General features: G+C 71.0%; 22 protein-coding genes. 20 read left to right on the forward strand and 2 right to left on the reverse strand.

Annotated elements, in window-relative coordinates:
* Positions 1-105 precede the first annotated feature (105 nt).
* Positions 106-735, forward strand: a complete 630-nt coding sequence (locus JHW41_RS20540; protein ID WP_428995409.1) for a hypothetical protein — start codon at positions 106-108, stop codon at positions 733-735.
* Between the two features lie 75 nt (positions 736-810).
* Here JHW41_RS20540 and JHW41_RS20545 read toward each other — a convergent pair whose 3' ends face one another.
* Both JHW41_RS20545 and JHW41_RS20550 read right to left on the reverse strand, forming a co-directional pair.
* A complete protein-coding gene (locus JHW41_RS20545; RefSeq protein WP_250446030.1) occupies positions 811-1,944 on the reverse strand; it encodes a M23 family metallopeptidase in 1,134 nt (377 codons plus the stop codon).
* A 245-nt stretch (positions 1,945-2,189) separates the two neighbouring features.
* Complete coding sequence (locus JHW41_RS20550) at positions 2,190-2,375, reverse strand: hypothetical protein (RefSeq protein WP_250446032.1); 186 nt, start codon at positions 2,373-2,375, stop codon at positions 2,190-2,192.
* Between the two features lie 129 nt (positions 2,376-2,504).
* On the opposite strand from JHW41_RS20550, the gene JHW41_RS20555 reads away from it, so the two are divergent.
* The 19 genes from JHW41_RS20555 to glpK all read left to right on the forward strand — a co-directional run bounded on the left by JHW41_RS20555 (position 2,505) and on the right by glpK (position 25,247).
* Positions 2,505-3,074: a YbhB/YbcL family Raf kinase inhibitor-like protein gene (locus JHW41_RS20555; RefSeq protein WP_250446034.1), complete on the forward strand. Its 570-nt coding sequence runs from the start codon at positions 2,505-2,507 to the stop codon at positions 3,072-3,074.
* 441 nt (positions 3,075-3,515) lie between these two features.
* Entirely contained in the window at positions 3,516-6,107 is a 2,592-nt protein-coding gene (gene thrA / locus JHW41_RS20560; protein WP_250446043.1) for a bifunctional aspartate kinase/homoserine dehydrogenase I, read from the forward strand.
* On the forward strand, positions 6,104-7,093 hold the full coding sequence (locus JHW41_RS20565) for a homoserine kinase (RefSeq protein ID WP_428995410.1): 990 nt from the start codon (positions 6,104-6,106) through the stop codon (positions 7,091-7,093). Before thrA ends, JHW41_RS20565 begins: the two co-directional genes overlap by 4 nt.
* 103 nt (positions 7,094-7,196) lie before the next feature.
* A complete protein-coding gene (gene thrC, locus JHW41_RS20570) occupies positions 7,197-8,504 on the forward strand; it encodes a threonine synthase (protein ID WP_250446045.1) in 1,308 nt (435 codons plus the stop codon).
* A 180-nt stretch (positions 8,505-8,684) separates the two neighbouring features.
* A complete protein-coding gene (locus JHW41_RS20575; RefSeq protein ID WP_250446047.1) occupies positions 8,685-8,864 on the forward strand; it encodes a hypothetical protein in 180 nt (59 codons plus the stop codon).
* Positions 8,865-9,011: 147 nt separating this feature from the next.
* A complete protein-coding gene (locus tag JHW41_RS20580; RefSeq protein ID WP_250446057.1) occupies positions 9,012-10,754 on the forward strand; it encodes a dihydroxy-acid dehydratase in 1,743 nt (580 codons plus the stop codon).
* A 53-nt stretch (positions 10,755-10,807) separates the two neighbouring features.
* Entirely contained in the window at positions 10,808-11,842 is a 1,035-nt protein-coding gene (gene ilvC, locus JHW41_RS20585) for a ketol-acid reductoisomerase (RefSeq protein ID WP_250446059.1), read from the forward strand.
* Entirely contained in the window at positions 11,842-13,590 is a 1,749-nt protein-coding gene (gene ilvG, locus JHW41_RS20590) for an acetolactate synthase 2 catalytic subunit (protein ID WP_250446084.1), read from the forward strand. Before ilvC ends, ilvG begins: the two co-directional genes overlap by 1 nt.
* Positions 13,574-13,810: an ACT domain-containing protein gene (locus JHW41_RS20595; RefSeq protein ID WP_057946323.1), complete on the forward strand. Its 237-nt coding sequence runs from the start codon at positions 13,574-13,576 to the stop codon at positions 13,808-13,810. The genes ilvG and JHW41_RS20595 overlap by 17 nt, the downstream gene beginning before the upstream one ends.
* On the forward strand, positions 13,801-14,832 hold the full coding sequence (locus JHW41_RS20600; protein ID WP_250446087.1) for an aminotransferase class IV: 1,032 nt from the start codon (positions 13,801-13,803) through the stop codon (positions 14,830-14,832). The genes JHW41_RS20595 and JHW41_RS20600 overlap by 10 nt, the downstream gene beginning before the upstream one ends.
* A 2-nt stretch (positions 14,833-14,834) precedes the next feature.
* On the forward strand, positions 14,835-15,983 hold the full coding sequence (locus JHW41_RS20605; RefSeq protein ID WP_250446090.1) for a threonine dehydratase: 1,149 nt from the start codon (positions 14,835-14,837) through the stop codon (positions 15,981-15,983).
* Positions 15,980-17,596, forward strand: coding sequence for a 2-isopropylmalate synthase (locus JHW41_RS20610; protein WP_250446093.1), 1,617 nt, complete (start codon positions 15,980-15,982; stop codon positions 17,594-17,596). Before JHW41_RS20605 ends, JHW41_RS20610 begins: the two co-directional genes overlap by 4 nt.
* A gap of 144 nt (positions 17,597-17,740) precedes the next feature.
* Positions 17,741-19,171, forward strand: a complete 1,431-nt coding sequence (gene leuC / locus JHW41_RS20615; protein WP_250446096.1) for a 3-isopropylmalate dehydratase large subunit — start codon at positions 17,741-17,743, stop codon at positions 19,169-19,171.
* Complete coding sequence (leuD, locus tag JHW41_RS20620; protein WP_250446099.1) at positions 19,171-19,791, forward strand: 3-isopropylmalate dehydratase small subunit; 621 nt, start codon at positions 19,171-19,173, stop codon at positions 19,789-19,791. Before leuC ends, leuD begins: the two co-directional genes overlap by 1 nt.
* Complete coding sequence (leuB, locus tag JHW41_RS20625; RefSeq protein WP_250446103.1) at positions 19,781-20,869, forward strand: 3-isopropylmalate dehydrogenase; 1,089 nt, start codon at positions 19,781-19,783, stop codon at positions 20,867-20,869. Before leuD ends, leuB begins: the two co-directional genes overlap by 11 nt.
* Positions 20,870-20,938: 69 nt before the next feature.
* Entirely contained in the window at positions 20,939-21,199 is a 261-nt protein-coding gene (locus JHW41_RS20630) for a hypothetical protein (protein ID WP_250446105.1), read from the forward strand.
* Positions 21,196-22,701: a glycerol-3-phosphate dehydrogenase gene (gene glpD / locus JHW41_RS20635; RefSeq protein WP_250446108.1), complete on the forward strand. Its 1,506-nt coding sequence runs from the start codon at positions 21,196-21,198 to the stop codon at positions 22,699-22,701. Before JHW41_RS20630 ends, glpD begins: the two co-directional genes overlap by 4 nt.
* A gap of 194 nt (positions 22,702-22,895) precedes the next feature.
* Complete coding sequence (locus tag JHW41_RS20640; RefSeq protein ID WP_250446111.1) at positions 22,896-23,615, forward strand: MIP/aquaporin family protein; 720 nt, start codon at positions 22,896-22,898, stop codon at positions 23,613-23,615.
* 126 nt (positions 23,616-23,741) lie between these two features.
* Positions 23,742-25,247, forward strand: coding sequence for a glycerol kinase GlpK (gene glpK, locus JHW41_RS20645; RefSeq protein ID WP_250446128.1), 1,506 nt, complete (start codon positions 23,742-23,744; stop codon positions 25,245-25,247).
* The last annotated feature ends 100 nt before the right edge of the window (positions 25,248-25,347 follow it).

Consider the following 25,347-nt stretch of genomic DNA (forward strand, 5'->3'; position numbering starts at 1 on the left):
AGACCCGGAAACCGGCGCCGACGCCAATCCCGCCCGCGGCGATCTCCGTCGCAAGCCGGCGCGGCCCGCCTTGCCGGCGTCACGCGAGCTCGCTAGCGTGCTCGCATGAACCCACTGCGCCCGCTCGCCCTGCTGCCCCTCGCTGCCGCCTTATTGCTTGGCGGCTGTCTCCTCGGCCACACCGTACGGCCCGCGCCGCAGGCCGAACTCGCCGCCGAACGCGCCCGCGCCGGCGAGTTGCTCGAACGCCTGCGCCCGCTGTGCGGCCAGGCCTTCGCCGGCCGCATCGTCGCCGACACCCCGCGCAGCGCCGACGATCCCTTCATCGGCAAGACCCTGGTCATGCACGTGCGCGGCTGCGAGGACGACGCGATCCGGGTGCCGTTCCAGGTCGGCGAGGACCGCTCGCGCACCTGGGTGTTCCAGCGCCTGGCCAATGGCCTGAGCCTCAAGCACGACCATCGCCACCGCGACGGCAGCGAGGACGAGCTGACCATGTACGGCGGCGAGCTCAAGCCCGGCGGCGCGCCGGGCCGCTACGAATTCCCCGCCGACCCGCACAGCCGCGCGCTGTTCCGCCGGCTCGGCCGCGAAGTCTCGGTGCCGAACGTGTGGGCGGTGGAAATCGACGCGCAGCGCTTCGTCTACGAACTCGCACGCCCCGGCCGGCTGTTCCGGGTCGAGTTCGACCTGACCCGGCCGGTGCCCGCGCCCCCGCCGCCCTGGGGCGGCTGAGGCGCGGACCTGCCGCAGCGGCGCCGGCGCGAGCCGCCGCCGCCGCCGCGAACACGCGGACCTGCCGCGCGGGCCTCAGTTCGGACCCGGATTGGTGTAGTAGCCGTAGCAGTAGTTCTGCCCGCCCTTGGTCAGATAGAAACGGCTGCAGTTGGTGTCGTAGCTGCTGCCGGTGGCGGTGATCCGATAGCCGGACAGATACGTGCCGTTGAGGTGGTAGAAGCTGCCGTTCTGCTTCAGCGACCAATGCTCGTGCGGGCCGGTCGAGCTGCCGCCGTTGCACAGCGCCTGCGCCTGGGTGTTGGCCGGATTGGCGATGGCGGTGTTCATCGACACGTTGGCGCCGGTGTTGTACTGGATGTTCATCAGGTGGTAGTAGGTCGTCGACCAGCCGCCGCTATGCACGATTTCGGCGAAGCACGAAGAGTGGCGCTTGAACGAGCCCGCCGCCGACGCCGACACCCAGTTGCCGTTCTGGTTGCTGCCCCAGCCGCCGCCGCGCGACATGTCGAGCGACGACATCGGGTAATTGCCCGAGCCGGTGTTGGTGTGCGCACCGCCGACATGCCAGCTGGCGCCGCGCGGGAACGGGAACTGCAACAGGCCGTTGGGCGACAGCGGTTGCACGTCCGGACCGGCCTTGGCGAAGCGGTCCGACGGCGCCTTGGCCTGGCGCGCCTCGTTGAACAAACGGCCGTAAACCAGCTGGAATTCGCCGTCGCCGCGCAACGCCGCGGCCGGCTCGTTGTCGCCGGAGCGCTCGAACAGCGCCTGCAGCGGATTGGCGCGGGCCAGCGTCACCGGGCCCTTGGCGCCGTCGGGATCGCGCTCGTACAGCGACTCGCGCAGCGCCAGCGCCACTTCGCGCGTCTGCGCGCCGAAGCCGTCGGCGCGGGCGAGCTTGCCGAACGGACGCGCCGGCGCGCGCTTGGCGCTGACCGCGCCGCTCTGCTGCTCCATCAGCGCGATCAGCACCTTCGGGCTGATGCCGCTGTAGCCGGCCCAGTGCGAGATCTCCTCCGAATGCTTGCGCAGGTGCGGCGCGCGCTTGGCCAGGTAGGCGTCGATGTCGAAGTCGAACATCTCGTCGTAGGAATACACCAGGTCCTCGCCCTGCAGGCCCTGGCCCTGCGCATTGGCGGTACCGCCGATCGCCGCCAGCGCGCAGCACAGCGCCAGCCCCAGTCCCGCCGTGGAAATCGTCTTCATGTTCTTCTCCCGAGAAAGACGTCGAAGCGTGCAATGGACGGCGCGGCGGCCGCGCGGGCCGAACCGGGCGACGGCCGATGCGCGCGCCAGTGCGCACGACCGTTCGTCGCCAGCGGAACGCCCGCGACGGCAGTCCGTAAAATCGCGGGCGGCCGGACTGTGACCGCAGCGGTCGGCGCTGTCGTGCGACGCAGTTCAAATCGGCGCCGCACATGCGCCGGCGCACGGCCATTCCTCAATGCGCTTCACACCCGATGCGCGAGCGCGTCGCCAAAGCGGCCATGGCGCGGCGCCGCGAGCATGAACGCAATCGGGCGCGGCGCACACAATGCGCACGCGCGCTGCAGACAATGCTGCGATGCCGCGTGGGCGAGCGCGGCGCTGGCTGCGCGCGCCGCATCGGCGACGCGCGCCCCGCGCATCTGCGACACTGGCGTCTTGCACGCCAAGGAGAGCCGCGCATGCCCGCTTTCGCTTCGTCCGCTGTTGCTTCGTCCGCCTCTGATTCGTCCATATCTGACTCGTCCGCGCTTGATTCGTCCGCTTCCGGTTCCCCGACCGTGCGTCGTTCTTCCGCGTCCCTTGCCCGCATCGTCCGCCGCGCCGCGCCGTTGCTGCTCGCGGCCGGCCTGCCGCTGAGCGCGCTCGCCCAGGCGCAGGGCCTGGAGCTGCGCAGCGCCGACCTGCGCGAAGGCGAGACCATCGCCGCCGCGCACGTGTCGATCGCCTGCGGCGGCGGCAATCAAGCGCCGGCGCTGGAGTGGAAGAACGTTCCCGAAGGCACCCGCAGCTTCGCCATCACCGTGTTCGATCCCGATGCGCCGACCCGCGGCGGCTGGTGGCACTGGGCGGTGGTCAACCTGCCGGTCGCGACGACTTCGCTCGAACGCGGCGCCGCCCCGCCCAAGCCCGCGTTGCAACTGCGCAACGATTTCGCCAAGACCGGCTACAGCGGCCCCTGCCCGCCGCCGGGCAAGCCGCACCGCTACGAATTCACCGTGTGGGCGCTCAAGAGCGAGGCGCTGCGGCTCGACGCCAAGGCGCCGGCGGCGATCGCCGGCGCCATGGCCCGCGCCGACGCGCTCGGCCACGCCACGATCACGGTGCAGTACGGCCAGGCCAAAAAGTGAATCGAGCGAATGCGGCGACGCCGCGGCGCAGCGGGCATCGCCGGGATCGGTAACCGCCGAAACCATCGGCCCTGGCCGTTCGGACAGGGCCGGCCGCCGCCGCGCGAGCGCGCGCCGACCCGCGCGGACAGGGGAGTCCAGCGCGGCGCACAGTTTGCCGATGAAATTTTTTCGGCCCTCTTGACGCGCTGCACAACGGCACGGTATTGCTAAGCCCATGCACGCCGCCCTCGCCCTCGTCCGCTCCGTCTCGACCCTGCCGCACGGCCGGGTAGGCGCCGTCGCGGCGATGTCGATTACCACTACCGGTACCGGTACCACCCGCCAACGGGTGCGGACGGGCGTGTCCAGCTGAACCACCACGCCGCTCCGCACCCGATCCCGGGTGCGGGCTGCCGGCCCCACTCGAACGGACCGCGGAGCTCCACCAGGAGCCTTGCCATGTCGTCCGCCCCACCTCAAGCCGCGTCGGTCCACCACGCCTCGGACACCCAGCCCGATGCGGCCGCGGCCGATGACCACCTTGCCGCCGACGCCGCGGCCAAGGCCGCCGCCTACGCCGAGGCGACCCTGTCGCCGGCGCGCCACGCGCACAAGTTCGGCGGCAGCAGCCTCGCCGATCCCGACCGCTACCGCGTCGCCGTAGGCCTGCTCGACGACGGCGCGCGCGAACGCGTCGCCGTGGTCTCGGCCATGCAGGGCGTCACCGACGCGCTGCTGGCGCTGGTCGCCGCGGTCCGCGACGGCCAGGACTGGGCGCCGGCGTGGAGCGCGCTGCGCAAGCGCCATCTCGACACCGCGCTGTCGCTGGACCCGCACCGCCGCCACGGCACCATCGAAGCGCTGGAAGGCGAATTCGAGCGTCTGCGCGACACCCTCGAAGGCCTGCGCCGCGACGACGACGAAACGCTCGCCGCGGCGCTGCCGGGCCTCGGCGAGGTGTGGTCCTCGTACCTGATCCACGCCGCGCTCGGCGGCGCGCCGGCCGGCTGGGCGCGGCTCGACGCGCGCGAAGTGCTGGTGGTGCATCCGGGCGAGATGGGCGTGGCGGTGGACTGGACGCGCAGCCGCGAGAACCTGGGCGAATGGCGAAAACGCAACGACGCCGCCAACGTCGTGGTCACCGGCTTCGTCGCCCGCGACCCGCACGGCCGCGACACCACCCTGGGCCGCAACGGCAGCGACTACTCCGCTGCGATCTTCGCCAACCTGTTCGACGCCGACGCGCTGACCATCTGGACCGACGTCGACGGCGTGCTCTCGGCCGATCCGCGGCTGGTGCCCGACGCGGTCTGCCTGCCCTCGATGTCGTACGCCGAAGCCTGCGAACTGGCGTATTTCGGCGCCAAGGTGCTGCACCCGCAGACCATGGCGCCGGTGCAGCAGCGCGGCATTCCGCTGCGCATCCGCAACACCCGCAACCCGCAGGCGCCCGGCACCCTGATCAGCCTGCGCCCGCAGCCCGGCGCCGCGCCGGTCAAGGGCCTCAGCCTGGTCCACGACCTGGCGGTGCTGGAACTGGTCGGCAACGGCATGGTCGGCGTGCCCGGCGCGGCCGAGCGCCTGTTCGGCGCGCTGCGCGCGGCCGGGGTGTCGGTCACGATGATCTCGCAGGGTTCGTCCGAACATTCGATCTGTTGCGTGGTGCGCGCCGACCAGGCCCAGCGCGGACGCAACGCGATCGTCGCCGCGTTCGCCGAGGCCATGGCCGACGGCCAGGCCCAGCACGTATTGGTGACGCCGGACATCTGCGTGCTGGCCGCGGTCGGCGACGGCATGGTCGGCCTGCCCGGCGTCGCCGCGCAGTTGTTCGACGGACTGGCCAAGGCGCGGGTCAACCTGCGCGCGATCGCCCAGGGCGCGGGCGAGCGCAACATCTCGGTGGCGATCGCCGCGCGCGACGCGACCCGCGCTTTGCGCGCCGCGCATTCGGCGTTCTGGCTGTCGCCGCAGTGCATTTCGGTCGGCGTGATCGGCCCGGGCAAGGTCGGCCGCGCCCTGCTCGCGCAGCTGTCCGCCGCGCAGCCGCGCTTCCAGCGCGAGGCGCGCCCGCAGTTCCGCCTGGACCTGCGCCTGCGCGCGCTGGCCGACAGCCGGCGCATGCGCCTGGCGCCGCGCGCGCTGGAGTTCGAGGACGCGCAGGCGCTGGAGCACGAATCCGAGCCGCTGGATCTCGACCGCTTCGCCGCGCACGTACGCGCCGAGCACATCCCGCACGCGCTGATCGTCGATTGCAGCGGCTCCGACGCGGTCGCCGCGCGCTATCCCGACTGGCTCGCCGCCGGCATCCACGTGGTCACCCCGAGCAAGCACGCCGGCGCCGGCCCGCTGGCGCGTTACGACGCCATCCGCGAGGCCGCGCGCCACGGCGGCCAGTTCCGCTACGAAGCCACGGTCGGCGCCGGCCTGCCGGTGATCCAGACCCTGCGCTCGCTGCTCGACACCGGCGACGAACTGACCGAGGTCGAAGGCATCCTGTCGGGCACCCTGGCGTGGCTGTTCAACCGCTACGACGGCCGCACCCCGTTCTCGGCGCTGGTGCGCGAGGCGCACGAACTGGGCTACACCGAGCCCGATCCGCGCGACGACCTGTCCGGCACCGACGTGGCGCGCAAGCTCGTGATCCTGGCGCGCGAAGCCGGGCGGCCGCTGTCGCTCGATCAGATCGAAGTCGAGAGCCTGGTGCCGGAGCAGTTGCGCGCGGTGTCGAAGGAGGAATTCTTCGCCCGCCTCGACGAACTCGACGCGCCGCTGCAGCAACGCTTCGACGCCGCGCGCGCGGCCGGCCTGAGCCTGCGCTACCTCGCCCGCCTCGACCGCGACGGTCGCGCCAGCGTCGGCGTGGTCACCCCGCAGCCGGGCCACGCCGCGCTGCACGGCGCGCTGACCGACAACCTGATCCAGTTCCGCACCCGTCGCTACGCCGACAACCCGCTGGTGGTGCAAGGCCCAGGCGCGGGCCCGGACGTTACCGCCGCGGGCGTGTTCGGCGATATGTTGACCATCGCCCAGACCCTCGGAGCCCGCGCATGAGCGCTGCCCTTCCCTCCGCCGACGAGGCCGACGCGATGCCCGCGCAGCACGCTCCGCCACAGCAGGCGCGCGCGTTCGCGCCCGGCAGCGTCGGCAACATCGGCGTGGGCTTCGACGTGCTCGGCCATTCCATCGACGGCGTGCGCGACGTCGCCACGGTGCGGCGCATCGACGAGCCCAGCGTGCGCATCCGCGCGATCCGCGGCGCGGTGCCCGGCGCGGACGCGCTGCCACTGGAAGCCGCGCGCAACACCGCCGGGCAGGCGCTGATTTCGCTGCGGGAAAAACTCGGCCTCGCCCACGGTTTCGAACTGGAACTGGACAAGGGCATTCCGCTCGGCTCCGGCCTCGGCGGCTCGGCGGCATCGTGCGTCGCCGCCCTGGTCGCGGCCAACGCGGTGCTGGCCAAGCCGTTGCCGCGCGAGGCGCTGTACGAGTTCGCGCTGGACGGCGAATCGGTGTCCAGCGGCAGCCGCCACGGCGACAACGTCGCGCCGATGCTGCTCGGCGGCGTGGTCATGGCGACCGCGACCCGGATGATTCCGCTGGCGGCGCCGGACTGGCTGTACGCGGTGGTGGTGCACCCCGACCAGGTGCTGGAAACCCGGCGCGCGCGCGCGGTGCTGGCCGAGCCGTATCCGCTGGCGCAGGTGGTCAAGCAGAGCGCGCACCTGGCGCTGTTCCTGACCGGCCTGCAACGCGGCGACGCCGGCCTGCTGCGCGAAGGGCTGGTCGACCTGCTGGTGGAACCGCGGCGCGCGCCGCTGATTCCCGGCTTCGCCGAAGTCAAGGCGGCCGCGCTCGACCACGCCGCGCTCGGCGCCAGCATTTCCGGCGCCGGGCCGAGCTGCTTCGCCTGGTTCGCTTCGCGCGCCGACGCGGCCGCCGCGGCGATCGCGATGCGCCAGGCCTTCGCCCAAGCCGGATTCGATTCGCGCGCCTATGTCACGCCGGTGGCCGGGCCGCGCGCGGAGGTGCTCGACTGAGCCGGCGCCGCCGCGCCGCAACGCTCCGCCCTCGTCCCCTGCCCTGCGCCGGCCCCGCGTTCGCGAACGCGACGACGGCGCGGCGCCTTCAACCGGATTGCGCATGAACTTCCTCAGCACCCGCGGCCAGACCGCGCCCACCGCCCTCGACGCCGCGCTCGCCGCGGGCCTGGCGCCGGACGGCGGCCTCTACGTTCCCGAAACCATCCCGACCCTCGACCGGCCGCTGCCGGCGCGAGCCCTGCACGAAACCGCGCACGCCGTGCTCGCGCCTTATTTCGTGGATTCCGCGCTGCGCGACCGGCTCGGCGCGATCTGCGCGCAGGCGTTCTCGTTCGACGCGCCGCTGCGGCCGCTGGCCCAGCCCGACAGCTGGCTGCTGGAGCTGTTCCACGGCCCCACCGCCGCGTTCAAGGACTACGCCGCGCGCTTCCTCGGCGGCGCGCTGTCGGCGCTGCGCACGCCCGACGCGCCCGACACCACCATCGTGGTCGCCACCTCCGGCGACACCGGCGCCGCGGTCGCCGCGGCGTTCCATCGCCGGCCCGGCTTCCGCGTGCTGATCCTGTACCCCGACGGCCGGGTCTCGCCGCGCCAGGCCCACGGCCTGGGCTGCTGGGGCGACAACGTCCAGGCGCTGCGCGTGGACGGCGACTTCGACGCCTGCCAGCGCCTGGCCAAGCAAGCGCTCAGCGACGAAGCCCTGCGCGCGCAACTGCCGCTGAGCTCGGCGAACAGCATCAGCCTGGGCCGGCTGCTGCCGCAGGCGGCGTACTACGCCCACACCGCCGCGCGCTACTACGCCGACCACGGCGAGCCGCTGAACTTCATCGTCCCCACCGGCAACCTCGGCAACGCCTGCGCCGCGCTGGTGGCCAAGCGCATGGGCGCGCCGGTCGGCGAACTGCGCCTGTCGACCAACGCCAACGACACCCTGCCGCGCTACTTCGCCGGCGCCGACTATTCCGCCCAGCCGACCCGCGCGACCCTGGCCAACGCCATGGACGTGGGCGCGCCGAGCAACTTCGAACGCCTGCGCCACTGGCACCGCGACGACGCCGAACTGCGCGCGGCGATCCATGCCGACGGCGTGGACGACGCCACCATCGAACAGACCATCCGCGCCGCGCCGCAGCGCCATGGCGTCGTCCCCTGCCCGCACACCGCGACCGGCCTGCGCGTGCTGGAGACCCTGCGCGCGCAAGGCGACGAACGGCCGTGGGCGGTGGTCGCGACGGCGCATCCGTCCAAGTTCGACAGCATCGTCGAGCCGCTGGTCGGGCACGCGGTGCCGCCGCCGCCGGCGCTGGCCGAATCGCTGGCGCGGCCGGCCTCGGCCGAGCCGATGGCGGCGGACTATGCGGCGTTGCGCGAGCGCTTGCTGGCCGGGGCCACGGTCGCCGCACTCTAAGGAACGCGCGTTCTATCGTCGCCGCCATGCCGGCGATCGGGACTCGCATGAACGCGGCCCAGCCCTTCGCCGACAGGGGCCGGGCCTGCGGCAAGCCCGGCCTGTGACGGTTTAAGCGGCTCGCGATGATTGCCGCGGAAACTATTGACAAGCCCCAAACGGCCATGTTCTTCTCGACCCATGACGCAGCGCAGCAACCACCGCCAGACGACTTCGAAGGCCATCGCGGCCTCGGTCGAGTCCGCGCGCGCCGCGCAGCTCCGCAACACCCTGCTCAAGGCCGCTCCGGCCATCGCCAGCATTATTCTTGCGCTCGTACTTATTACCTCGCTTACCAGCGCGGGAGTCGGGTTCGTGTAGCAAAACCACACAACCCAAGGTCGAAGAACCTCGAACCCCGCGCCCGAAAAGGCGCGGGGTTTTTCGTTATGCGGCCCTGGGTTCCTTGCAATACCGCACGCGGACGTGCGGACACGGCGACGGATTCGCCCCCAAGGAACGCCGTTCGTGAGAAGCAACGCCATCAAGCAAGGCCCGGCCCGAGCCCCCGCGCGCGCGATGCTGCGCGCCACCGGCCTGGACGACGCGGCCATCGCCAGACCGCTGGTCGCCGTCGTCCACACCTGGAGCGACGTCTCGCCGTGCAACATCACCCTGCGCGACCTCGCCCAGCACGTGCGCCGCGGCGTCCACGACGGCGGCGGCACGCCGATCGAGTTCAACACCATCGCCGTCACCGACGGCATCGCCATGGGCAGCGACGGCATGCGCGCCTCGCTGGCCTCGCGCGAGACCATCGCCGATTCGATCGAACTGGCGGTCTCGGGCCACTGCCTGGACGCGATGGTGCTGCTGGTCGGCTGCGACAAGACCATCCCCGCCGCGGCGATGGCCGCCGCGCGTTTGGACATCCCGACCGTGATCCTCTACGGCGGCACGATCATGCCGGGCCATTGCCCGTCGAAGAAAGGCAGCGCGCAGGACAAGCCGCTGACCGTGCAGGACGTGTTCGAAGCGGTCGGCGCGCATTCGGCCGGACGCATCGACGACGCCGAACTGCACCGGATCGAATCGCATGCCTGCCCCGGCGCCGGCGCCTGCGGCGGCCAGTTCACCGCCAACACCATGGCGATGGTGCTGACCTTCCTGGGTTTGTCGCCGCTGGGCTACAACGACGTTCCCGCGATCCACGACGACAAGCCGGAAACCGCGCGCCTGTGCGGCGAATTGGTGATGCAGCGGCTGCGCGACGGTTCGCCGACGCCGCGCCAACTGATCACCGCCGCGTCCTTGCGCAACGCCGCGCGCGCGGTCTCGGCCACCGCCGGTTCGACCAACGCCGCGCTGCACCTGCTGGCGATCGCCCACGAAGCCGGCGTCGCCTTCGACCTGGAAGAATTCGAAGCCGCCGCGCACACGCCGGTGATCGCCGACCTGAAACCCGGCGGACGCTACACCGCCGCGGAAATGTTCGAGTTCGGCGGCGCGGCGCTGGTGGCGCGCGAGCTGGAGACGGCCGGTCTGATCGAGGATATTCCGACGGTCACCGGCCGTTCCTTTTTCCAGGAGCTGCGCGAGGCGACGATGGCCGCGCGGCAGGACGTGGTGCGCCCGGTCAGCGATCCGATCAAGCCGCGCGGCGGCTACTCGATCATCTACGGCAACCTCGCGCCGGAAGGCTGCATCCTGAAACTGGCCGGCCATGGCCGCGAGCACTTCGAAGGCCCGGCGCGGGTGTTCGATTCGGAAGAAGCGGCGTTCGCGGCGGTGCAAGCGCGGCAGATAAACGCCGGCGACGTGGTGGTGATCCGGTTCGAAGGCCCCACCGGCGGCCCCGGCATGCGCGAGATGCTGGCGGTGACCGCGGCGCTGGTCGGCCAGGGCCTGAGCAACGACGTCGCGCTGATCACCGACGGCCGCTTCAGCGGCGCGACCCATGGCTTCATGGTCGGCCACATCTCGCCGGAGGCCGCGCACGGCGGCCCGATCGCGCGGCTGCGCGAAGGCGACCGCGTCGTCATCGACGTCAAGACCCGCACCCTCAGCGTCGCCGCCGACCTGGCGTCGCGCGAACCCGCGCGCATCGCCCCGCGCGTGACCACCGGCGTGCTGGCCAAGTACGCGCGCAGCGTCGGTTCGGCCTCGCGCGGCGCGGTCACCGCGCCCGGCCCGCTGCAGGCGCCGAAAAAGATCGAAGCGACCCTGATCGAAACCGCAGCGTTAGAACCCGAAACCTCCGAACCCGCCTGACCTCTCTCTCGCTCCTCACTCCTCTCCGCTCACTCCTCCCTACGAGACCCGCCATGACCAGCACCGCCTCCCGTCCCAAGATCGCCGTCGTCGGCTACGGCAGCCAGGGCCGCGCCCACGCCCTCAACCTGCGCGATTCCGGTTTCGACGTCACCGTAGGCCTGCGCCCCGGCGGTCCGACCGAGATCAAGGCCAAGGCCGACGGCTTCACCGTCAAGACGCCCGCCGAAGCGGTCGCCGGCGCCGACCTCGTCGCCGTGCTGACCCCGGACATGGTCCAGCCGCAGCTCTACCGCGACGTCATCGAACCGAACATCCGCCAGGGCGCCTGCCTGCTGTTCGCGCACGGCTTCAACGTGCATTACGGCCAGATCGCGCCGCGCGCCGACCTCGACGTGGTGCTGGTCGCGCCGAAGGGTCCGGGCGCGCTGGTGCGCCGCGAGTACGAAATCGGCCGCGGCGTGCCCAGCGTCTACGCCGTGCACCAGGACACCAGCGGCCGCGCCGAGGAGTTCGCCCTGACCTACTGCGCCGGCATCGGCGGCGCGCGCCAGAACGCGATCAAGACCACGTTCAAGGAAGAGACCGAGACCGATCTGTTCGGCGAGCAGGCGGTGCTGTGCGGCGGAGCGACCAAGCTGGTCCAGGCCGGCTGGGAAACCCTGGTCGAGGCCGGCTACCAGCCGGAAGTCGCCTACTACGAGTGCCTGCACGAGCTGAAGCTGATCGTCGACCTGTTCTACGAAGGCGGCATCACCCGCATGCACGAGTTCATCAGCGAGACCGCCCAGTACGGTGCGCTGACCCGCGGCACCTATGTCGTCGACGACAACACCCGCGCGCAGATGCGCAAGGTGCTGACCGAGATCCAGGACGGCACCTTCGCCCAGCAGTGGATCGCCGAATACGCCTCGGGCAACGCCAACTACAAGGCGCTCAAGCGCGGCGACCTGGAGCACCCGATCGAAGCGGTCGGCAAGAAGCTGCGCGCGAACATGAAGTGGCTCGACAACGCTCCCAAGACCGCGGCCGCTCCGGCGCCCGCGCCGGCCGCGGACCGCGGCGAACGACAGGAAGAGGCCGCCTGATGAACGGTGCCCGCTGGCTGGCGCAAGCGCTGGCCGCAGAAGGCGTGGACACGCTGTTCGGTTATCCGGGCGGCACGATCATGCCTTTCTACGACGCTTTGCACGGATCGGACCTCAAGCACATCCTGGTCCGCCACGAGCAAGGCGCGGCTTTCGCGGCCAACGGCTACGCCCGTGCCAGCGGGCGAGTCGGTGTTTGCGTAGCCACCTCCGGCCCCGGCGCGTCGAACCTGGTCACCGGCATCGCCGACGCGATGCTGGACTCGGTGCCGATGGTCTGCATCACCGGGCAAGTGGCGACGTCCCTGATGGGCACCGACGCGTTCCAGGAACTGGACGTGTTCGGCATGACCCTGCCGATCGTCAAGCACAGCTTCCTGGCGCGCAGCGTCGACGACCTGCCGCGCATGCTCGGCGAAGCGTTCCGGCTGGCGCGTTCGGGCCGGCCGGGGCCGGTGCTGATCGACCTGCCCAAGGACGTGCAGAACGCCGACGCCTCGCACCTGCCGGCGCACATGCCGCTGCCGAGCGATCCGGTCCCGGCCGCGCCGGATGCGTCGTACCACGAGGCCGCCGCGCTGATCGCGCATGCGCGCAAGCCCTTGGTCTACGGCGGCGGCGGCATCTCGCTGGGCGATGCGGTCGAGTCGTTCCGCGCCTTCGTCGAAGGCAGCCAGATCCCGGCGGTGCTGACGCTGAAGGGACTCGGCGCGCTGCCGGCCGATCATGCGCTGAACCTGGGCATGCTCGGCATGCACGGCAACCGCGCGGCCAATCTGTCGGTGCAGGAGTGCGATCTACTGATCGTCGTGGGCGCGCGCTTCGACGACCGCGCCACCGGCAAGCTGGCCGAGTTCGCGCCGAACGCGCGCGTGGTCCACATGGACCTGGACGCCTGCGAGATCGGCAAGCTGCGCCACGCCGACGCCGGCGTGCGCGGTTGCCTGCGCCGCTCGCTGGACGCGCTGACTCCGGCGATCACCGCGCAACTGCAGGGCCGCAACGGCGGCGCGCGCCGCGCCTGGCGCGATACCTGCCTGCAGCGCGAGCGCGAATGCGCGCCGCGCTACGACGCGCCGGGCGAGACGGTGTACGCGCCGGCCTTGCTGCGCGCGCTGTCCGAACGCGCGCCGCAGGCGGTGGTCGCCTGCGACGTCGGCCAGCACCAGATGTGGGTCGCCCAGCATTGGCGCTTCGACGATCCGCGCAAGCACCTGACCAGCGGCGGCCTCGGCGCGATGGGCTTCGGCGTGCCGGCGGCGTTGGGCGCGCAGTTGGAGAACCCGCAAGCGACCGTGATCTGCGTCAGCGGCGACGGCTCGTTCCTGATGAACGTGCAGGAACTGGCGACCATCGCCCGCTACCGCCTGCCGGTGAAGATCGTGCTGCTCGACAACCAGGCCCTGGGCATGGTGCGGCAGTGGCAGGAGCTGTTCTTCGAGCGCCGCTATTCCGAGATCGACCTGTCCGACAACCCGGACTTCTGCGCGATCGCCGCCGCGTTCGGGATCAAGGCGATGTACGTCGACCGCGCCGATTCGGTCGACGAAGCGCTGACTTACATGCTCGACACCCCCGGCCCCGTGCTGCTGCACGTGGCCATCGACCAGGCCGCCAACGTCTGGCCGCTGGTCCCGCCGAACCACAACAACGCGCAGATGCTGGATCCCGAAGCGAGCGACGCCGACGCGATCGCCAGCCTGACGCCCCCCGCCGAAAAGGAGAGCGCCCATGCGATACCAGCTTGATCTGACCCTGCGCCAGGCCGAAGGCGCCCTGGCCCGGGTACTGGGCGCCGCCGAACGCCGCGGCTTCCGTCCGCTGTCGGTGGACGGCGAAGCGCAACCCGACGGCGACCGCTGGCACCTGCGCATGACCGTGGAAGGCGACCGCGCCGACACCGCTTTGCAGAGCCAGCTCGCCAAGCTCTACGACTGTCTTGCCGTTGAGGTTTCGCCATGCACCTGACTACCGAAGTTCTCGAACGTCCCGAACAAGCGCAGGCGCCGGCGCATGCGGCCGCGACGGTGCGCGAGCGGGCGCCGGCGCCGAGCCGCAGTGGCGAGGCTTTCGATGCGGCTGAGGGCTACGAGTCCCGCGCTCGCGGCGAAGTCCCGGTTTCCCAGCGTCAGCCCGTCATTTGGTTCGACGGCCAGTTCATCGCCGGCGACGCCCCCGAAGCGCCGCTGACCACCCACGCCATGCACTACGGCACCGCGGTGTTCGAAGGCATCCGCAGCTACGCCACCGGCGACGGCGGCGCGGCGGTGTTCCGCCTGTCCGAGCACCTGGAGCGCATGCGCAAGGGCGCGGACATGTTCGGCATCGACTTCGACATCGAACGCGCCGGCCGCGCGGTGCTGGACACGCTGCGCGCCAACGGCCACCGCGACGCCTACATCCGTCCGCTGACCTGGATGGGCACCGGCACGATCGGGCTCGACGTGGACCCGCTGAGCCAGCACCTGATGGTCGCCACCATCGCCAAGGTCGTGCACCTGGGCGGCGCGCGCACCCGGCTGACGGTGTCGCCGTGGAAGCGCAACCCGGCGACCTCGCTGCCGCCGCTGAAGCTGTCCGGCGCCTACGTCAATTCGATCCTGGCCAAGCGCGAGGCCAAGCAACGCGGCTTCGACGAAGCGCTGTTCACCGACGACAAGGGTTATGTGGTCGAGTGCACCGGCGCCAACGTGTTCATGGTCAAGAACGGCGAAGTGACCTCGGTCGAGCACCGCGATGCGTTGCCGGGCATCACCCGCGACACCATGATCGCGCTGTCCGGCGCGGCTTCGCGCGAAGTCACCCTGCACGAGCTGCTGGACGCCGACGAAGTGTTCGTCTGCGGCACCGCGGCCGAGGCCTGCGCCATCGACGTGCTGGACCGCCGCGTGTTCGGCGACAACCCGGTCACCCGCGAGCTGTCGGCGCTGTACGCGAAAGTCGTGCGCGGGCAAGACAGCCGCTACGCGCACTGGCTGACGGCGGTCTGAGCATGGACGGCGACGTAGTACGCAACCCTGTCCGCGCCGGCGCCGCCGCGCGCGGGCCCGACGTCGGCGCCGCCGATCTGCTGGCGGCGCAGGCGCGGTTGCGCCGCTACCTCAGCGTCACCCCGCTGCACCACGCCGAGCGCTTCGGCTGCTGGCTGAAACTCGAGAACCTGCAGCGCACCGGTTCGTACAAGGTGCGCGGCGCGCTCAACGCGCTGCTGGCCGCGCGCGAACGCGGCGATCACCGCCCGGTGATCGCCGCCTCGGCCGGCAACCACGCCCAGGGCCTGGCCTGGGCCGCGTATCGCCTCGGCGTCAACGCGATCACGGTGATGCCGCGCTGCGCGCCGCAGACCAAGATCGCCGGCGTCGCCCACTGGGGCGCGACCGTGCGCCTGCACGGCGATACCTACGACGAAGCCAAGGCCTTCGCCATCGAACTGGCGCAGCAGCACGATTACCGCCTGCTGTCGGCGTTCGACGATCCCGACGTGATCGCCGGCCAGGGCACGGTCGGCCTGGAGCTGGCCGCGTTCGCGCCCGACGTGGTGCTGGTGCCGATCGGCGGCGGTGGGCTCGCGTCCGGCGTCGCATTGGCGCTGAAATCGCAGGGCGTGCGCATCATCGGCGCGCAGGTCGAAGGCGTCGACTCGATGGCGCGCGCGCTGCGCGGCGACCGCCGCCTGATCGAACCGGCCGCGACCCTGGCCGACGGCGTGCGGGTCAAGGACCCCGGCCGCCTGACCGAACGCCTGCTGGCGGACCTGCTCGACGACGTGGTGATCGTGCGCGAAGCCGAACTGCGCGAAACCCTGGTCCGGCTGGCGTTGGAAGAACACATCATCGCCGAAGGCGCCGGCGCGCTGGCGCTGGCCGCCGGCCGCCGCATCGCCGCCAAGCGCAAGTGCGCGGTGGTCTCCGGCGGCAACGTGGACGCCGGCGTGCTGGCGCAGTTGTTGTCGGAAGTGCGACCGCGCGCACCGCGGCGCCCGCGCCGTCGCAATCGCGACACCTCGCTGTCGCGCGCCGGCGCCAGCATCGAGGTGGACATTTACCAACTCGCCAATCTGCCGCCGCCGCGCGCGGCCGCGGCCTCCGCTCGACCTTCCCCCTCCCCGCATCGCACCGTTACAGAGGACGTCACCCCATGAACGACTCGCCCGGTCCGGTAGTTCCCCCGATTACGGGAACCGCCGAAACGCCCCAGCACGTCACGATCTTCGACACCAGCCTGCGCGACGGCGAACAGTCGCCCGGCTGCAGCATGAGCGCCAGCCAGAAGCTGCGCTTCGCCCATGCGCTCAGCGAGCTCGGCGTGGACGTCATCGAGGCCGGCTTCCCCGCGAGTTCCGAGGCCGACCTCGAGGGCGTGCGGTCGATCGTGCGCGAAGTGCGCGGTTCGTCGCTGGCGACCTTGGCGCGCTGCCATCCCGGCGACATCGAAGCCTGCGCGCGCGCGCTGGAAGGCGCGGCCAAGCCGCGCATCCACGTGTTCATCTCCACCAGCCCGCTGCACCGCCAGCACAAGCTCAACCTGGACAAGCAGCAGGTGCTGGAGCGCGCGGTGGCCGCGGTCGAGCAGGCGCGCAAGTACGTCGACGACGTCGAGTTCTCCTGCGAGGACGCGCTGCGCACCGAGCACGACTACCTGGTCGAAATCTGCGGCGCCGCCATCGCCGCCGGCGCGCGCACGCTGAACATTCCCGACACCGTCGGCTACACCACGCCGAGCGAGATCCGCGCGCTGTTCGAATACCTGCGCGACAACGTCCGCGACGCCCACAAGGCGGTGTTCAGCGCCCACTGCCACAACGACCTGGGCCTGGCCGTGGCCAACAGCCTGGCCGCGATCGAAGGCGGCGCGCGCCAGGTCGAGTGCACCATCAACGGCATCGGCGAGCGCGCCGGCAACTGCGCGCTGGAAGAACTGGTGATGGCGCTGCGCGTGCGCAACGCCTATTACAACGCGACCACCCGCATCGACACCCGCCGGCTGGTGCCGACCTCGCGCCTGCTCTCGCGCATCACCGGCATGGTGGTCCAGCGCAACAAGGCGGTGGTGGGCCAGAATGCGTTCGCGCACGAGTCGGGCATCCACCAGCACGGCATGCTCAAGCACCGCGGCACCTACGAGATCATGGCGCCGGAAGACGTCGGCTGGGCCCAGTCGCAGATGGTGATGGGCCGCCACAGCGGCCGCGCCGCGCTCAGCGACCGCCTGCAGGCGCTGGGCTTCAGCGTCGACGAGGCGCGTTTGAACTCGGTGTTCGCCGCGTTCAAGACCCTGGCCGAGAAGAAGCGCGAAGTGTTCGACGCCGACCTGGAAGCGCTGGTGCTCGGCGCCGACGCCAAGGCCGCGCGTGGCTACCGGCTGGTGCGCGCCCACGTCAGCACCGGCGTCAGCGACGGCAGCCTGCCGACCGCGAGCGTGCAGCTGGTCGATCCCGACGGCGCCACCGTCAGCGAAGCCGCGGTCGGCGACGGCCCGGTGCACGCGATGTTCGCCGCGCTGGCGCGCGCCACCGGCGTGGACCTGACCATCGACAACTACCACGTCTCCAGCGTGACCACCGGCGACGACGCCCAGGGCCAGGCCAGCGTGACCGCGCGCGTGGACGGGGTCGAGCTGACCGGCTCGGGCACCAGCACCGACATCCTCGAGGCCAGCGCGCTGGCGTGGCTGGAACTGGCGAACCGTGTGGTGCGCACGCAGCGGCAACCGCAGCCGGCGGCGGCGCCGCGCAAGGTCGCCGCGACCGCATAAAGCACCAAAGCCCCTCTCCCGCTTGCGGGAGAGGGGTTGGGGTGAGGGCCGCGCGCCCTCATCCGGCCCTTCGGGCCACCTTCTCCCGCACGCGGGAGAAGGAAAACCAATAACTCAAAGCACAAAGCCATAGTCGACTCCACCATGACTGCAGCCACTCAACCCACCACCTTGTTCGACAAACTGTGGAACGCCCACCTGGTCGCGCCCGAATCCGAGGCAGCGCCGGCGGTGCTCTACATCGACCTGCACCTGATCCACGAAGTGACCTCGCCGCAGGCCTTCGCCGAGCTAGAAGCGCGCGGCCTGGGCCCGCGCCGGCCCGACCTGACCAAGGGCACGCTCGACCACTCCACCCCGACCCTGCCCGCCGGCGCCGACGGCCGCCCGCCCTACTACACCGCCGAAGCCGAGCACCAGGTCGACACCCTGCGCCGCAACTGCGCGCGCCACGGCGTCGAACTGTTCGACTACGACAGCGCGCACCGCGGCATCGTCCACGTGATCGGCCCGGAACTGGGCCTGACCCAGCCCGGCCAGACCATCGTCTGCGGCGACAGCCACACCGCCACCCACGGCGCGTTCGGCGCGCTGGCCTTCGGCATCGGCACCAGCGAAGTCGGCCACGTGCTGGCCACCCAGTGCCTGCTGCAGCGCAAGCCCAAGACCCTGGCGATCAACGTCGAAGGCGAACTCGCGCCCGGCGTCGGCGCCAAGGACCTGATCCTGCACATCATCGGCGCGATCGGCGTCAACGGCGGCACCGGCCATGTCATCGAATACCGCGGCTCGACCATCCGCGCGCTGTCGATGGACGAGCGCATGACCGTATGCAACATGTCGATCGAGGCCGGCGCGCGCGCCGGACTGATCGCGCCGGACCGGATCACCTTCGACTATCTCGCCGGCACCCCGCGCGCGCCGCGCGGCGCCGACTGGGACCGCGCGGTCGCGCGCTGGAGCGCATTCAAGACCGACGACGGCGCCGCGTTCGACCGCGAAGTGCATATCGACGCCGGCGCGATCAAGCCGACCCTGACCTGGGGCACGCATCCGGGCCAGGTCGCGGCGATCGACGCGCGCCTGCCGCAGGCCGACGACGCCGACGAAGCCAAGGCGCTGGCCTACATGGGCTTCGACGGCGGCGCGCCGATGGCGGGACGGCCGGTGGACGTGGTGTTCGTCGGCAGTTGCACCAACTCGCGCCTGTCCGACCTGCGCCAGGCCGCGCAGGTGCTGCGCGGGCGCCGCGTGCATCCGCGCGTGCGCATGCTGGTGGTGCCCGGCTCCGAACAGGTCAAGCGCGACGCCGAGGCCGAGGGCATCGACGCGGTGGTGCGCGCGGCGGGCGCCGAATGGCGCGAGCCGGGCTGTTCGATGTGCATCGCCATGAACGGCGATCTGGTCGGCGCCGGCCAGCTGGCCGTATCCACCAGCAACCGCAATTTCGAAGGCCGCCAGGGCAAGGGCGCGCGCACCCTGCTGGCCTCGCCGCTGACCGCCGCGGCCTGCGCCGTGGCCGGGCACGTGGTCGATCCGCGCGAGTATCTGACCGACGTCAAGGAGGTCGCGTAATGTCCAACGGCATCTCCGAAGTCGTCTCGCGCACCGTGGTGCTGCGCGAACGCAACATCGACACCGACCAGATCATCCCCGCGCGCTTCCTCACCACCACCGAGCGCAAGGGCCTGGGCAAGTTCGCCTTCAACGACTGGCGCTATCTCGCCGACGGCGCGCCGAACCCGGAGTTCGAGTTCAACAAGCCGGCCAACGCCGGCGCCGCGATCCTGGTCGCCGGACGCAACTTCGGCTGCGGCTCCTCGCGCGAACACGCGCCGTGGGCGCTGACCGACCTGGGCCTGCGCGCGGTGATCAGCAGCGAGATCGCCGACATCTTCCGCAGCAACTCGCTCAAGAACGGCCTGCTGCCGATCGTGGTCGAGCAGGAACTGCTGGACGAATTGCTGGACCGGCCCGGCATCGAGTTGCGCATCGACGTGCGCGACCGCCGCCTGCACATGCCCGACGGGCGCAGCGTCCGGTTCCCACTCGACGCCTTCGCCCAGACCTGCCTGATCGAGGGCGTCGACCAGCTCGGCTACCTGCTGCGCCAGCTCGACGCCATCCACGTCTACGAACAACGCCGCGCCGCGGCCCACCAAGAATCCCCACAGGAGCAAGTCCATGCGCGCTGACATCGTCGTTCTCGAAGGCGACGGCATCGGTCCGGAAGTCACCGCCGCCACGGTCCAGGTGCTGCAGGCGCTCGCCGCCCGCTACGGCCACCAGTTCGAGCTGCAGCGCCACCTGATCGGCGGCGCCGCCATCGACGCCAGCGGCGAGCCGCTGCCGGCGGCGACGCTGCAGGCCTGCCAGCGCAGCGATGCGGTGCTGCTCGGCGCGGTCGGCGGGCCCAAGTGGTCCGATCCCAAGGCCAAGGTGCGTCCCGAGCAGGGCCTGCTGGCGCTGCGCAAGGGCTTGGGCTTGTACGCCAACCTGCGCCCGGTGCAGCCGCACGCGGCCACGCTCGGCGCCTCGCCGATCAAGCCGCACCTGCTCGCCGGCGTGGACATGATCGTGGTGCGCGAGCTCACCGGCGGCATCTATTTCGGCGACAAGCAGCGCAGCGCGTCGTCCGCCAGCGACCTGTGCGAATACAGCGTGGCCGAGATCGAACGCGTGGTCCGCCGCGCCTGCCAGCTGGCGCGCGGCCGCCGCGGGCACGTGGTCAGCGTGGACAAGGCCAACGTGCTGGAAACCTCGCGGCTGTGGCGCGAGGTGGCGACGCGGGTGGCGCGCGAGGAATTCCCCGACGTGACCCTGGAGCACCAACTGGTCGATTCGATGGCCATGCACCTGATCGCCAAGCCGCGCGCGTTCGACGTGATCGTCACCGAGAACATGTTCGGCGACATCCTCACCGACGAAGCCTCGATGCTGGCCGGCTCGCTCGGCCTGCTGCCCTCGGCCTCGCTGGGCGAGGGCAAGGTCGGCCTGTACGAGCCGATCCACGGCTCGGCGCCCGACATCGCCGGCCGCGGCATCGCCAACCCCTGCGGCACGATCCTCAGCGCCGCCCTGCTGCTGCGCCACTCGCTGGGCCTCGACGCGGAAGCGGCCTGCCTGGAACAAGCGGTGGCCGCGGTGCTCGACGCCGGCGTGCTGACCGCCGACCTGGCCCCGGCCGGCGAGGCCGCGACCACCGCCCAGTTCACCGCCGCGGTGCTGGCCCAGCTCGACCTGCCCTGCCACGTCGCCGAACTGCGCGACTGAAACGCGGCGGCCGTCGCTCTCCCGGCGGGAGAGCGACGGCGCGGACTCCTTCCCAACGGCACAGGCCCCATGCATCGCGACCGCATTCCCCGACAACAAAGCGGACCCACCGCTCTCTCCGGCAACACCATTCCCCTCGCCCGATGCTCCCCCGCATCGGGCTTTTTTTCGTCCGCGCGCCGGCGCGCGACCGACATCGATCCCTCACCCGCCATTGATGTGAACCCAGGCAACAATCGCGGCAACACGCTGTGCGATCATCCCGACGCACCCTGGGCAGGCGCCACGCAGCCCGCAGTCCGAAGCGAACGCGCCCCCGAAACCGCATGACCGAAGCAGAAGCACCCACGGCCGACCTGCTGATCGTCGGCGGCGGCATCAACGGCGCGGCGATCGCGCGCGACGCGGCCGGACGCGGATTGTCCGTGGTGCTGTGCGAGCGCGGCGACATCGCCTCGCACACCTCCAGCGCCAGCACCAAGCTGATCCACGGCGGGCTGCGCTATCTCGAACAGTTCGAGTTCGCCCTGGTCGGCAAGGCCCTGGCCGAACGCAAGCGCCTGCTGCGCATGGCCCCGCACATCATCTGGCCGCTGCGCTTCGTGCTGCCGCACCAGCCGCACCTGCGTCCGGCGTGGATGATCCGCATCGGCCTGTTCCTCTACGACCGCCTCGGCGGGCGCCGCAGCCGCGAGCTGCCGGGCTCGCGCTCGGTCAACCTGCGCAAGCACATCGCCGGGCGGCCGCTGCGCGAGGAATTCAGCCGCGGCTTCGTCTATTCCGACGCCTGGGTGCAGGACGCGCGGCTGTGCGTGCTCAACGCCATGGACGCGGCCGAACGCGGCGCGCAGGTGTGGGTGCGCACCGCCTGCATCGGCGCCGAACGCGGCGCGCGGCACTGGCAGGCGCAACTGCGCGGCCCCGACGGCGCGCTGCGCCAAGTCCGCGCGCGCGCCCTGGTCAACGCCACCGGGCCGTGGGCGGCGAGCTTCCTCGACCAGGTCGCGCACGTCGCCCACCAACGCAACCTGCGCCTGATCAAGGGCAGCCACATCGTGGTGCCGCGCCTGTTCGACCACGACCACGCCTACATCTTCCAGCAGCCCGACCGGCGCATCGTGTTCGCGATTCCCTACGAACACGACTACACCCTGATCGGCACCACCGACGTGGACTACCGCGAAGACCCGTCGGCGCCGCGCATTTCCACCCAGGAAATCGACTACCTGTGCGCCGCCGCCTCGCGCTATTTCCAGCGCCCGGTGCTGGCCGAGGACGTGGTCTGGACCTACAGCGGCGTGCGCCCGCTGCTCGACGACGACAGCGACAAGGCCTCGCAGGTCACCCGCGACTACGTGCTCGACCTCGACCGCGAAGGCGCGCCGCTGCTGAGCGTGTTCGGCGGCAAGATCACCACCGCGCGCAAGCTCGCCGAGGAAGCATGCGACACCCTGGCGCCGCTGCTGGACAACCGCCGCGGCGCCTGGACCGGAGCCTCCAAGCTGCCCGGCGGCGATCTGCCGGACGCCGATTTCGAGGCATTTTTCGAGGACTTCAGCCTGCGCCGGCCGTGGCTGCCGGACCCGCTGGCCTACCGCCTGTGCCGCAACTACGGCAGCCGCGCGCTGCGCATCGTCGAGAGCTGCGTGCGCCTGGAGGACCTCGGCGAGCGCTTCGGCGCCGATCTGTACCGGGCCGAGGTCGATTACCTGATCGACTTCGAATGGGCGCGCACGGCCGAGGACATCTTGTGGCGGCGGTCCAAGCTCGGCCTGCGTTTCGACGCCGCGGGCCGCGAGGCCTTGCAGCGCTACATCGCCCAACGCGCATGACCGCCGAGGCCCCCTGTAGGAGCGGCGCGAGCCGCGACAACGAATCCGCAACCACGGCGAAAGTCCCCGCCGGGCGAAAGACGCAGATGCGGAAGGAGGCGTCGTAGTTGCGGATTCGCGGTCGCGGCTCGCGCCGCTCCTACAGGCAGATACCCACAACGCTGACGTAACGCGACTCAAGGAGATCCACCGCAATGGCGACACCGATGGCGCAATACCTCAGCGAATTCATCGCCACCGCGATGCTGATCCTGCTCGGCAACGGCGTGGTCGCCGGCGCGCTGCTCAACAAGTCCAAGGCACAAGGCGCCGGCTGGGGCGTGATCACCGCGGCCTGGGGCCTGGCGGTGCTGATCGGCATCTGCATCGCCGGTCCGACCAGCGGCGCGATCATGAATCCCGCGCTGACCATCGCCCTGGCCGCGATCGGCAAGCTGGCGTGGGCGCTGGTGCCCGGCTTCGTGATCGCCCAGATCGCCGGCGCCTTCGTCGGCGCGACCCTGGTGTGGCTGACGTATCTCGCCCACTGGCGGGTCAGCGACGATCCCGAACTCAAGCGCGCGATCTTCTGCACCTCGCCGGCGATCCGCGACACCAAGGCCAACGTGCTGACCGAAGTCATCGGCACCTTCGCCCTGACCTTCGGCGCGCTCGCCATCGGCGCCAACAGCTTCGCTCCGGGCCTGGGCCCGCTCGGCGTCGGCCTGCTGGTGGTGGTGATCGGCATGTCGCTCGGCGGCCCGACCGGCTACGCCATCAATCCCGCGCGCGACCTCGGCCCGCGCCTGGCCCACGCGCTGCTGCTGATCGCCGGCAAGGGCGGCTCGGACTGGGGCTACGCCTGGGTCCCGGTGGTGGCGCCGATCGTCGGCGCGGTGCTGGGCGCGTTCGCGTTCCAAGCCGTTTACGGCTAGGAGCGAGCGCAGAGGAGTGAGGAGTGAGCAAAAGCGCTCCCTTCGCCTCCACGCTATCCTCCGCCCGCGGCCTGAAGCTTTTTCTCGCTCCTCACTCCTCTCCGCTCACTCCTCGCCCTGACCGCCATGACCCAGCGCTACATCCTAGCCATCGACCAAGGCACCACCAGCTCGCGCGCCATGCTGTTCGACCGCGACGGCAGCATCGTCGGTGTGGCGCAACGCGAGTTCGAGCAGATCTTCCCGCGGCCGGGCTGGGTCGAGCACGATCCCAGCGAGATCCTCGCCAGCGTGCAGACCACCGCCATCGAGGTGATGACCAAGGCGCGGGTGAGCGCGTCGCAGATCGCCGGAATCGGCATCACCAACCAGCGCGAGACCACCGTGGTGTGGGACCGCCACACCGGGCAAGCGGTGCACAACGCCATCGTCTGGCAGTCGCGGCAGACCGCGCAGATCTGCGAGCAGCTCAAGGCCGACGGCTACGAGGCGATGGTGCGCGAACGCACCGGCCTGCTGATCGACGCGTATTTCTCCGGCACCAAGGTCAAGTGGATCCTCGACAACGTCGAGGGCGCGCGGGCCAAGGCCGAGCGCGGCGACCTGCTGTTCGGCACCATCGACACCTGGCTGATCTGGAACCTGTCGGAGAACAAGGCCCACGTCACCGACTACTCCAACGCCTCGCGCACGTTGATGTACGACATCCACAAGCGCCAGTGGTGCCCGGAACTGCTGGAGATGCTAGGCGTGCCGGCCTCGATGCTGCCGGAAGTCCGCTCCAGCAGCGAGGTCTACGCCCACACCGGCGCGCGCCATTTCTTCAACAACTCGGTGCCGATCTGCGGCGTCGCCGGCGACCAGCAGGCGGCGCTGTTCGGCCAGGCCTGCTTCGAGGCCGGCATGGCCAAGAACACCTACGGCACCGGTTGCTTCCTGCTGATGAACACCGGCGAAAAGGCCGTGCGTTCGGACAACGGCCTGCTGACCACCATCGCCTGGGGCATCGACGGCAAGGTCGAGTACGCGCTGGAGGGCAGCATCTTCGTCGCCGGCTCGGCGGTGCAATGGCTGCGCGACGGCCTGCGCATGCTCGGCAAGGCCAGCGACTCGCAGGCCTACGCCGAGCGCGCGCGCTCGACCGAGGGCGTGTACTTCGTTCCGGCCTTCGTCGGCCTGGGCGCGCCGTACTGGCGCAGCGACGTGCGCGGCGCGGCGTTCGGCCTGACCCGCGGCACCAGCAAGGAACACTTCGTCCGCGCCGTGCTCGAATCGCTGGCTTACCAGACCCGCGACGTGCTCAGCGCGATGCAGGCCGACGCCGGCATCGAACTGACCTCGCTGCGCGCCGACGGCGGCGCCATCGCCAACGACTTCACCGCGCAGTTCCAGGCCGACATCCTCGATGTCGCCCTGGAGCGGCCGCGGATCAACGAGACCACCGCGCTCGGCGCGGCGTATCTGGCGGGATTGGCGGTGGGCTTCTGGGACAGCCGCGAACAGATCGCGCAGCAGTGGCAGATCGAGCGCAGCTTCGCGCCGAAGATGCTGGAAGCCGAGCGCGAGAAGCTCTATGCGGGATGGAAGCGGGCGATCGAGGCGACGCTCGCTTTCAGCGTCGAGCATGCGTAGGCAGCAACCCCATAACCCGACCCGTTCCGCTGCGCCACGCACAACCCCGTCATTCCGGCGAACGCCGGAACCCATTTTGACTTTGCTGTTGCTGTTGCTA

This window comes from Lysobacter enzymogenes (assembly GCF_023617245.1).
Taxonomy (GTDB): Bacteria; Pseudomonadota; Gammaproteobacteria; order Xanthomonadales; family Xanthomonadaceae; genus Lysobacter; species Lysobacter yananisis.

What these genes read in the sequence shown, in the direction of transcription:
- leuC (WP_250446096.1), top strand. Translation starts at nt 17,741, where the DNA reads ATGACTGCAGCCACTCAACCCACCACCTTGTTCGACAAACTGTGGAAC.
- thrA (WP_250446043.1), top strand. Translation starts at nt 3,516, where the DNA reads ATGTCGTCCGCCCCACCTCAAGCCGCGTCGGTCCACCACGCCTCGGAC.
- JHW41_RS20630 (WP_250446105.1), top strand. Translation starts at nt 20,939, where the DNA reads ATGCATCGCGACCGCATTCCCCGACAACAAAGCGGACCCACCGCTCTC.
- JHW41_RS20600 (WP_250446087.1), top strand. Translation starts at nt 13,801, where the DNA reads ATGCACCTGACTACCGAAGTTCTCGAACGTCCCGAACAAGCGCAGGCG.
- JHW41_RS20595 (WP_057946323.1), top strand. Translation starts at nt 13,574, where the DNA reads ATGCGATACCAGCTTGATCTGACCCTGCGCCAGGCCGAAGGCGCCCTG.
- ilvC (WP_250446059.1), top strand. Translation starts at nt 10,808, where the DNA reads ATGACCAGCACCGCCTCCCGTCCCAAGATCGCCGTCGTCGGCTACGGC.
- JHW41_RS20610 (WP_250446093.1), top strand. Translation starts at nt 15,980, where the DNA reads ATGAACGACTCGCCCGGTCCGGTAGTTCCCCCGATTACGGGAACCGCC.
- JHW41_RS20640 (WP_250446111.1), top strand. Translation starts at nt 22,896, where the DNA reads ATGGCGACACCGATGGCGCAATACCTCAGCGAATTCATCGCCACCGCG.
- leuB (WP_250446103.1), top strand. Translation starts at nt 19,781, where the DNA reads ATGCGCGCTGACATCGTCGTTCTCGAAGGCGACGGCATCGGTCCGGAA.
- glpD (WP_250446108.1), top strand. Translation starts at nt 21,196, where the DNA reads ATGACCGAAGCAGAAGCACCCACGGCCGACCTGCTGATCGTCGGCGGC.
- JHW41_RS20540 (WP_428995409.1), top strand. Translation starts at nt 106, where the DNA reads ATGAACCCACTGCGCCCGCTCGCCCTGCTGCCCCTCGCTGCCGCCTTA.
- JHW41_RS20575 (WP_250446047.1), top strand. Translation starts at nt 8,685, where the DNA reads ATGACGCAGCGCAGCAACCACCGCCAGACGACTTCGAAGGCCATCGCG.
- ilvG (WP_250446084.1), top strand. Translation starts at nt 11,842, where the DNA reads ATGAACGGTGCCCGCTGGCTGGCGCAAGCGCTGGCCGCAGAAGGCGTG.
- JHW41_RS20605 (WP_250446090.1), top strand. Translation starts at nt 14,835, where the DNA reads ATGGACGGCGACGTAGTACGCAACCCTGTCCGCGCCGGCGCCGCCGCG.
- glpK (WP_250446128.1), top strand. Translation starts at nt 23,742, where the DNA reads ATGACCCAGCGCTACATCCTAGCCATCGACCAAGGCACCACCAGCTCG.
- thrC (WP_250446045.1), top strand. Translation starts at nt 7,197, where the DNA reads ATGAACTTCCTCAGCACCCGCGGCCAGACCGCGCCCACCGCCCTCGAC.
- JHW41_RS20545 (WP_250446030.1), bottom strand. Translation starts at nt 1,944, where the DNA reads ATGAAGACGATTTCCACGGCGGGACTGGGGCTGGCGCTGTGCTGCGCG.
- leuD (WP_250446099.1), top strand. Translation starts at nt 19,171, where the DNA reads ATGTCCAACGGCATCTCCGAAGTCGTCTCGCGCACCGTGGTGCTGCGC.
- JHW41_RS20565 (WP_428995410.1), top strand. Translation starts at nt 6,104, where the DNA reads ATGAGCGCTGCCCTTCCCTCCGCCGACGAGGCCGACGCGATGCCCGCG.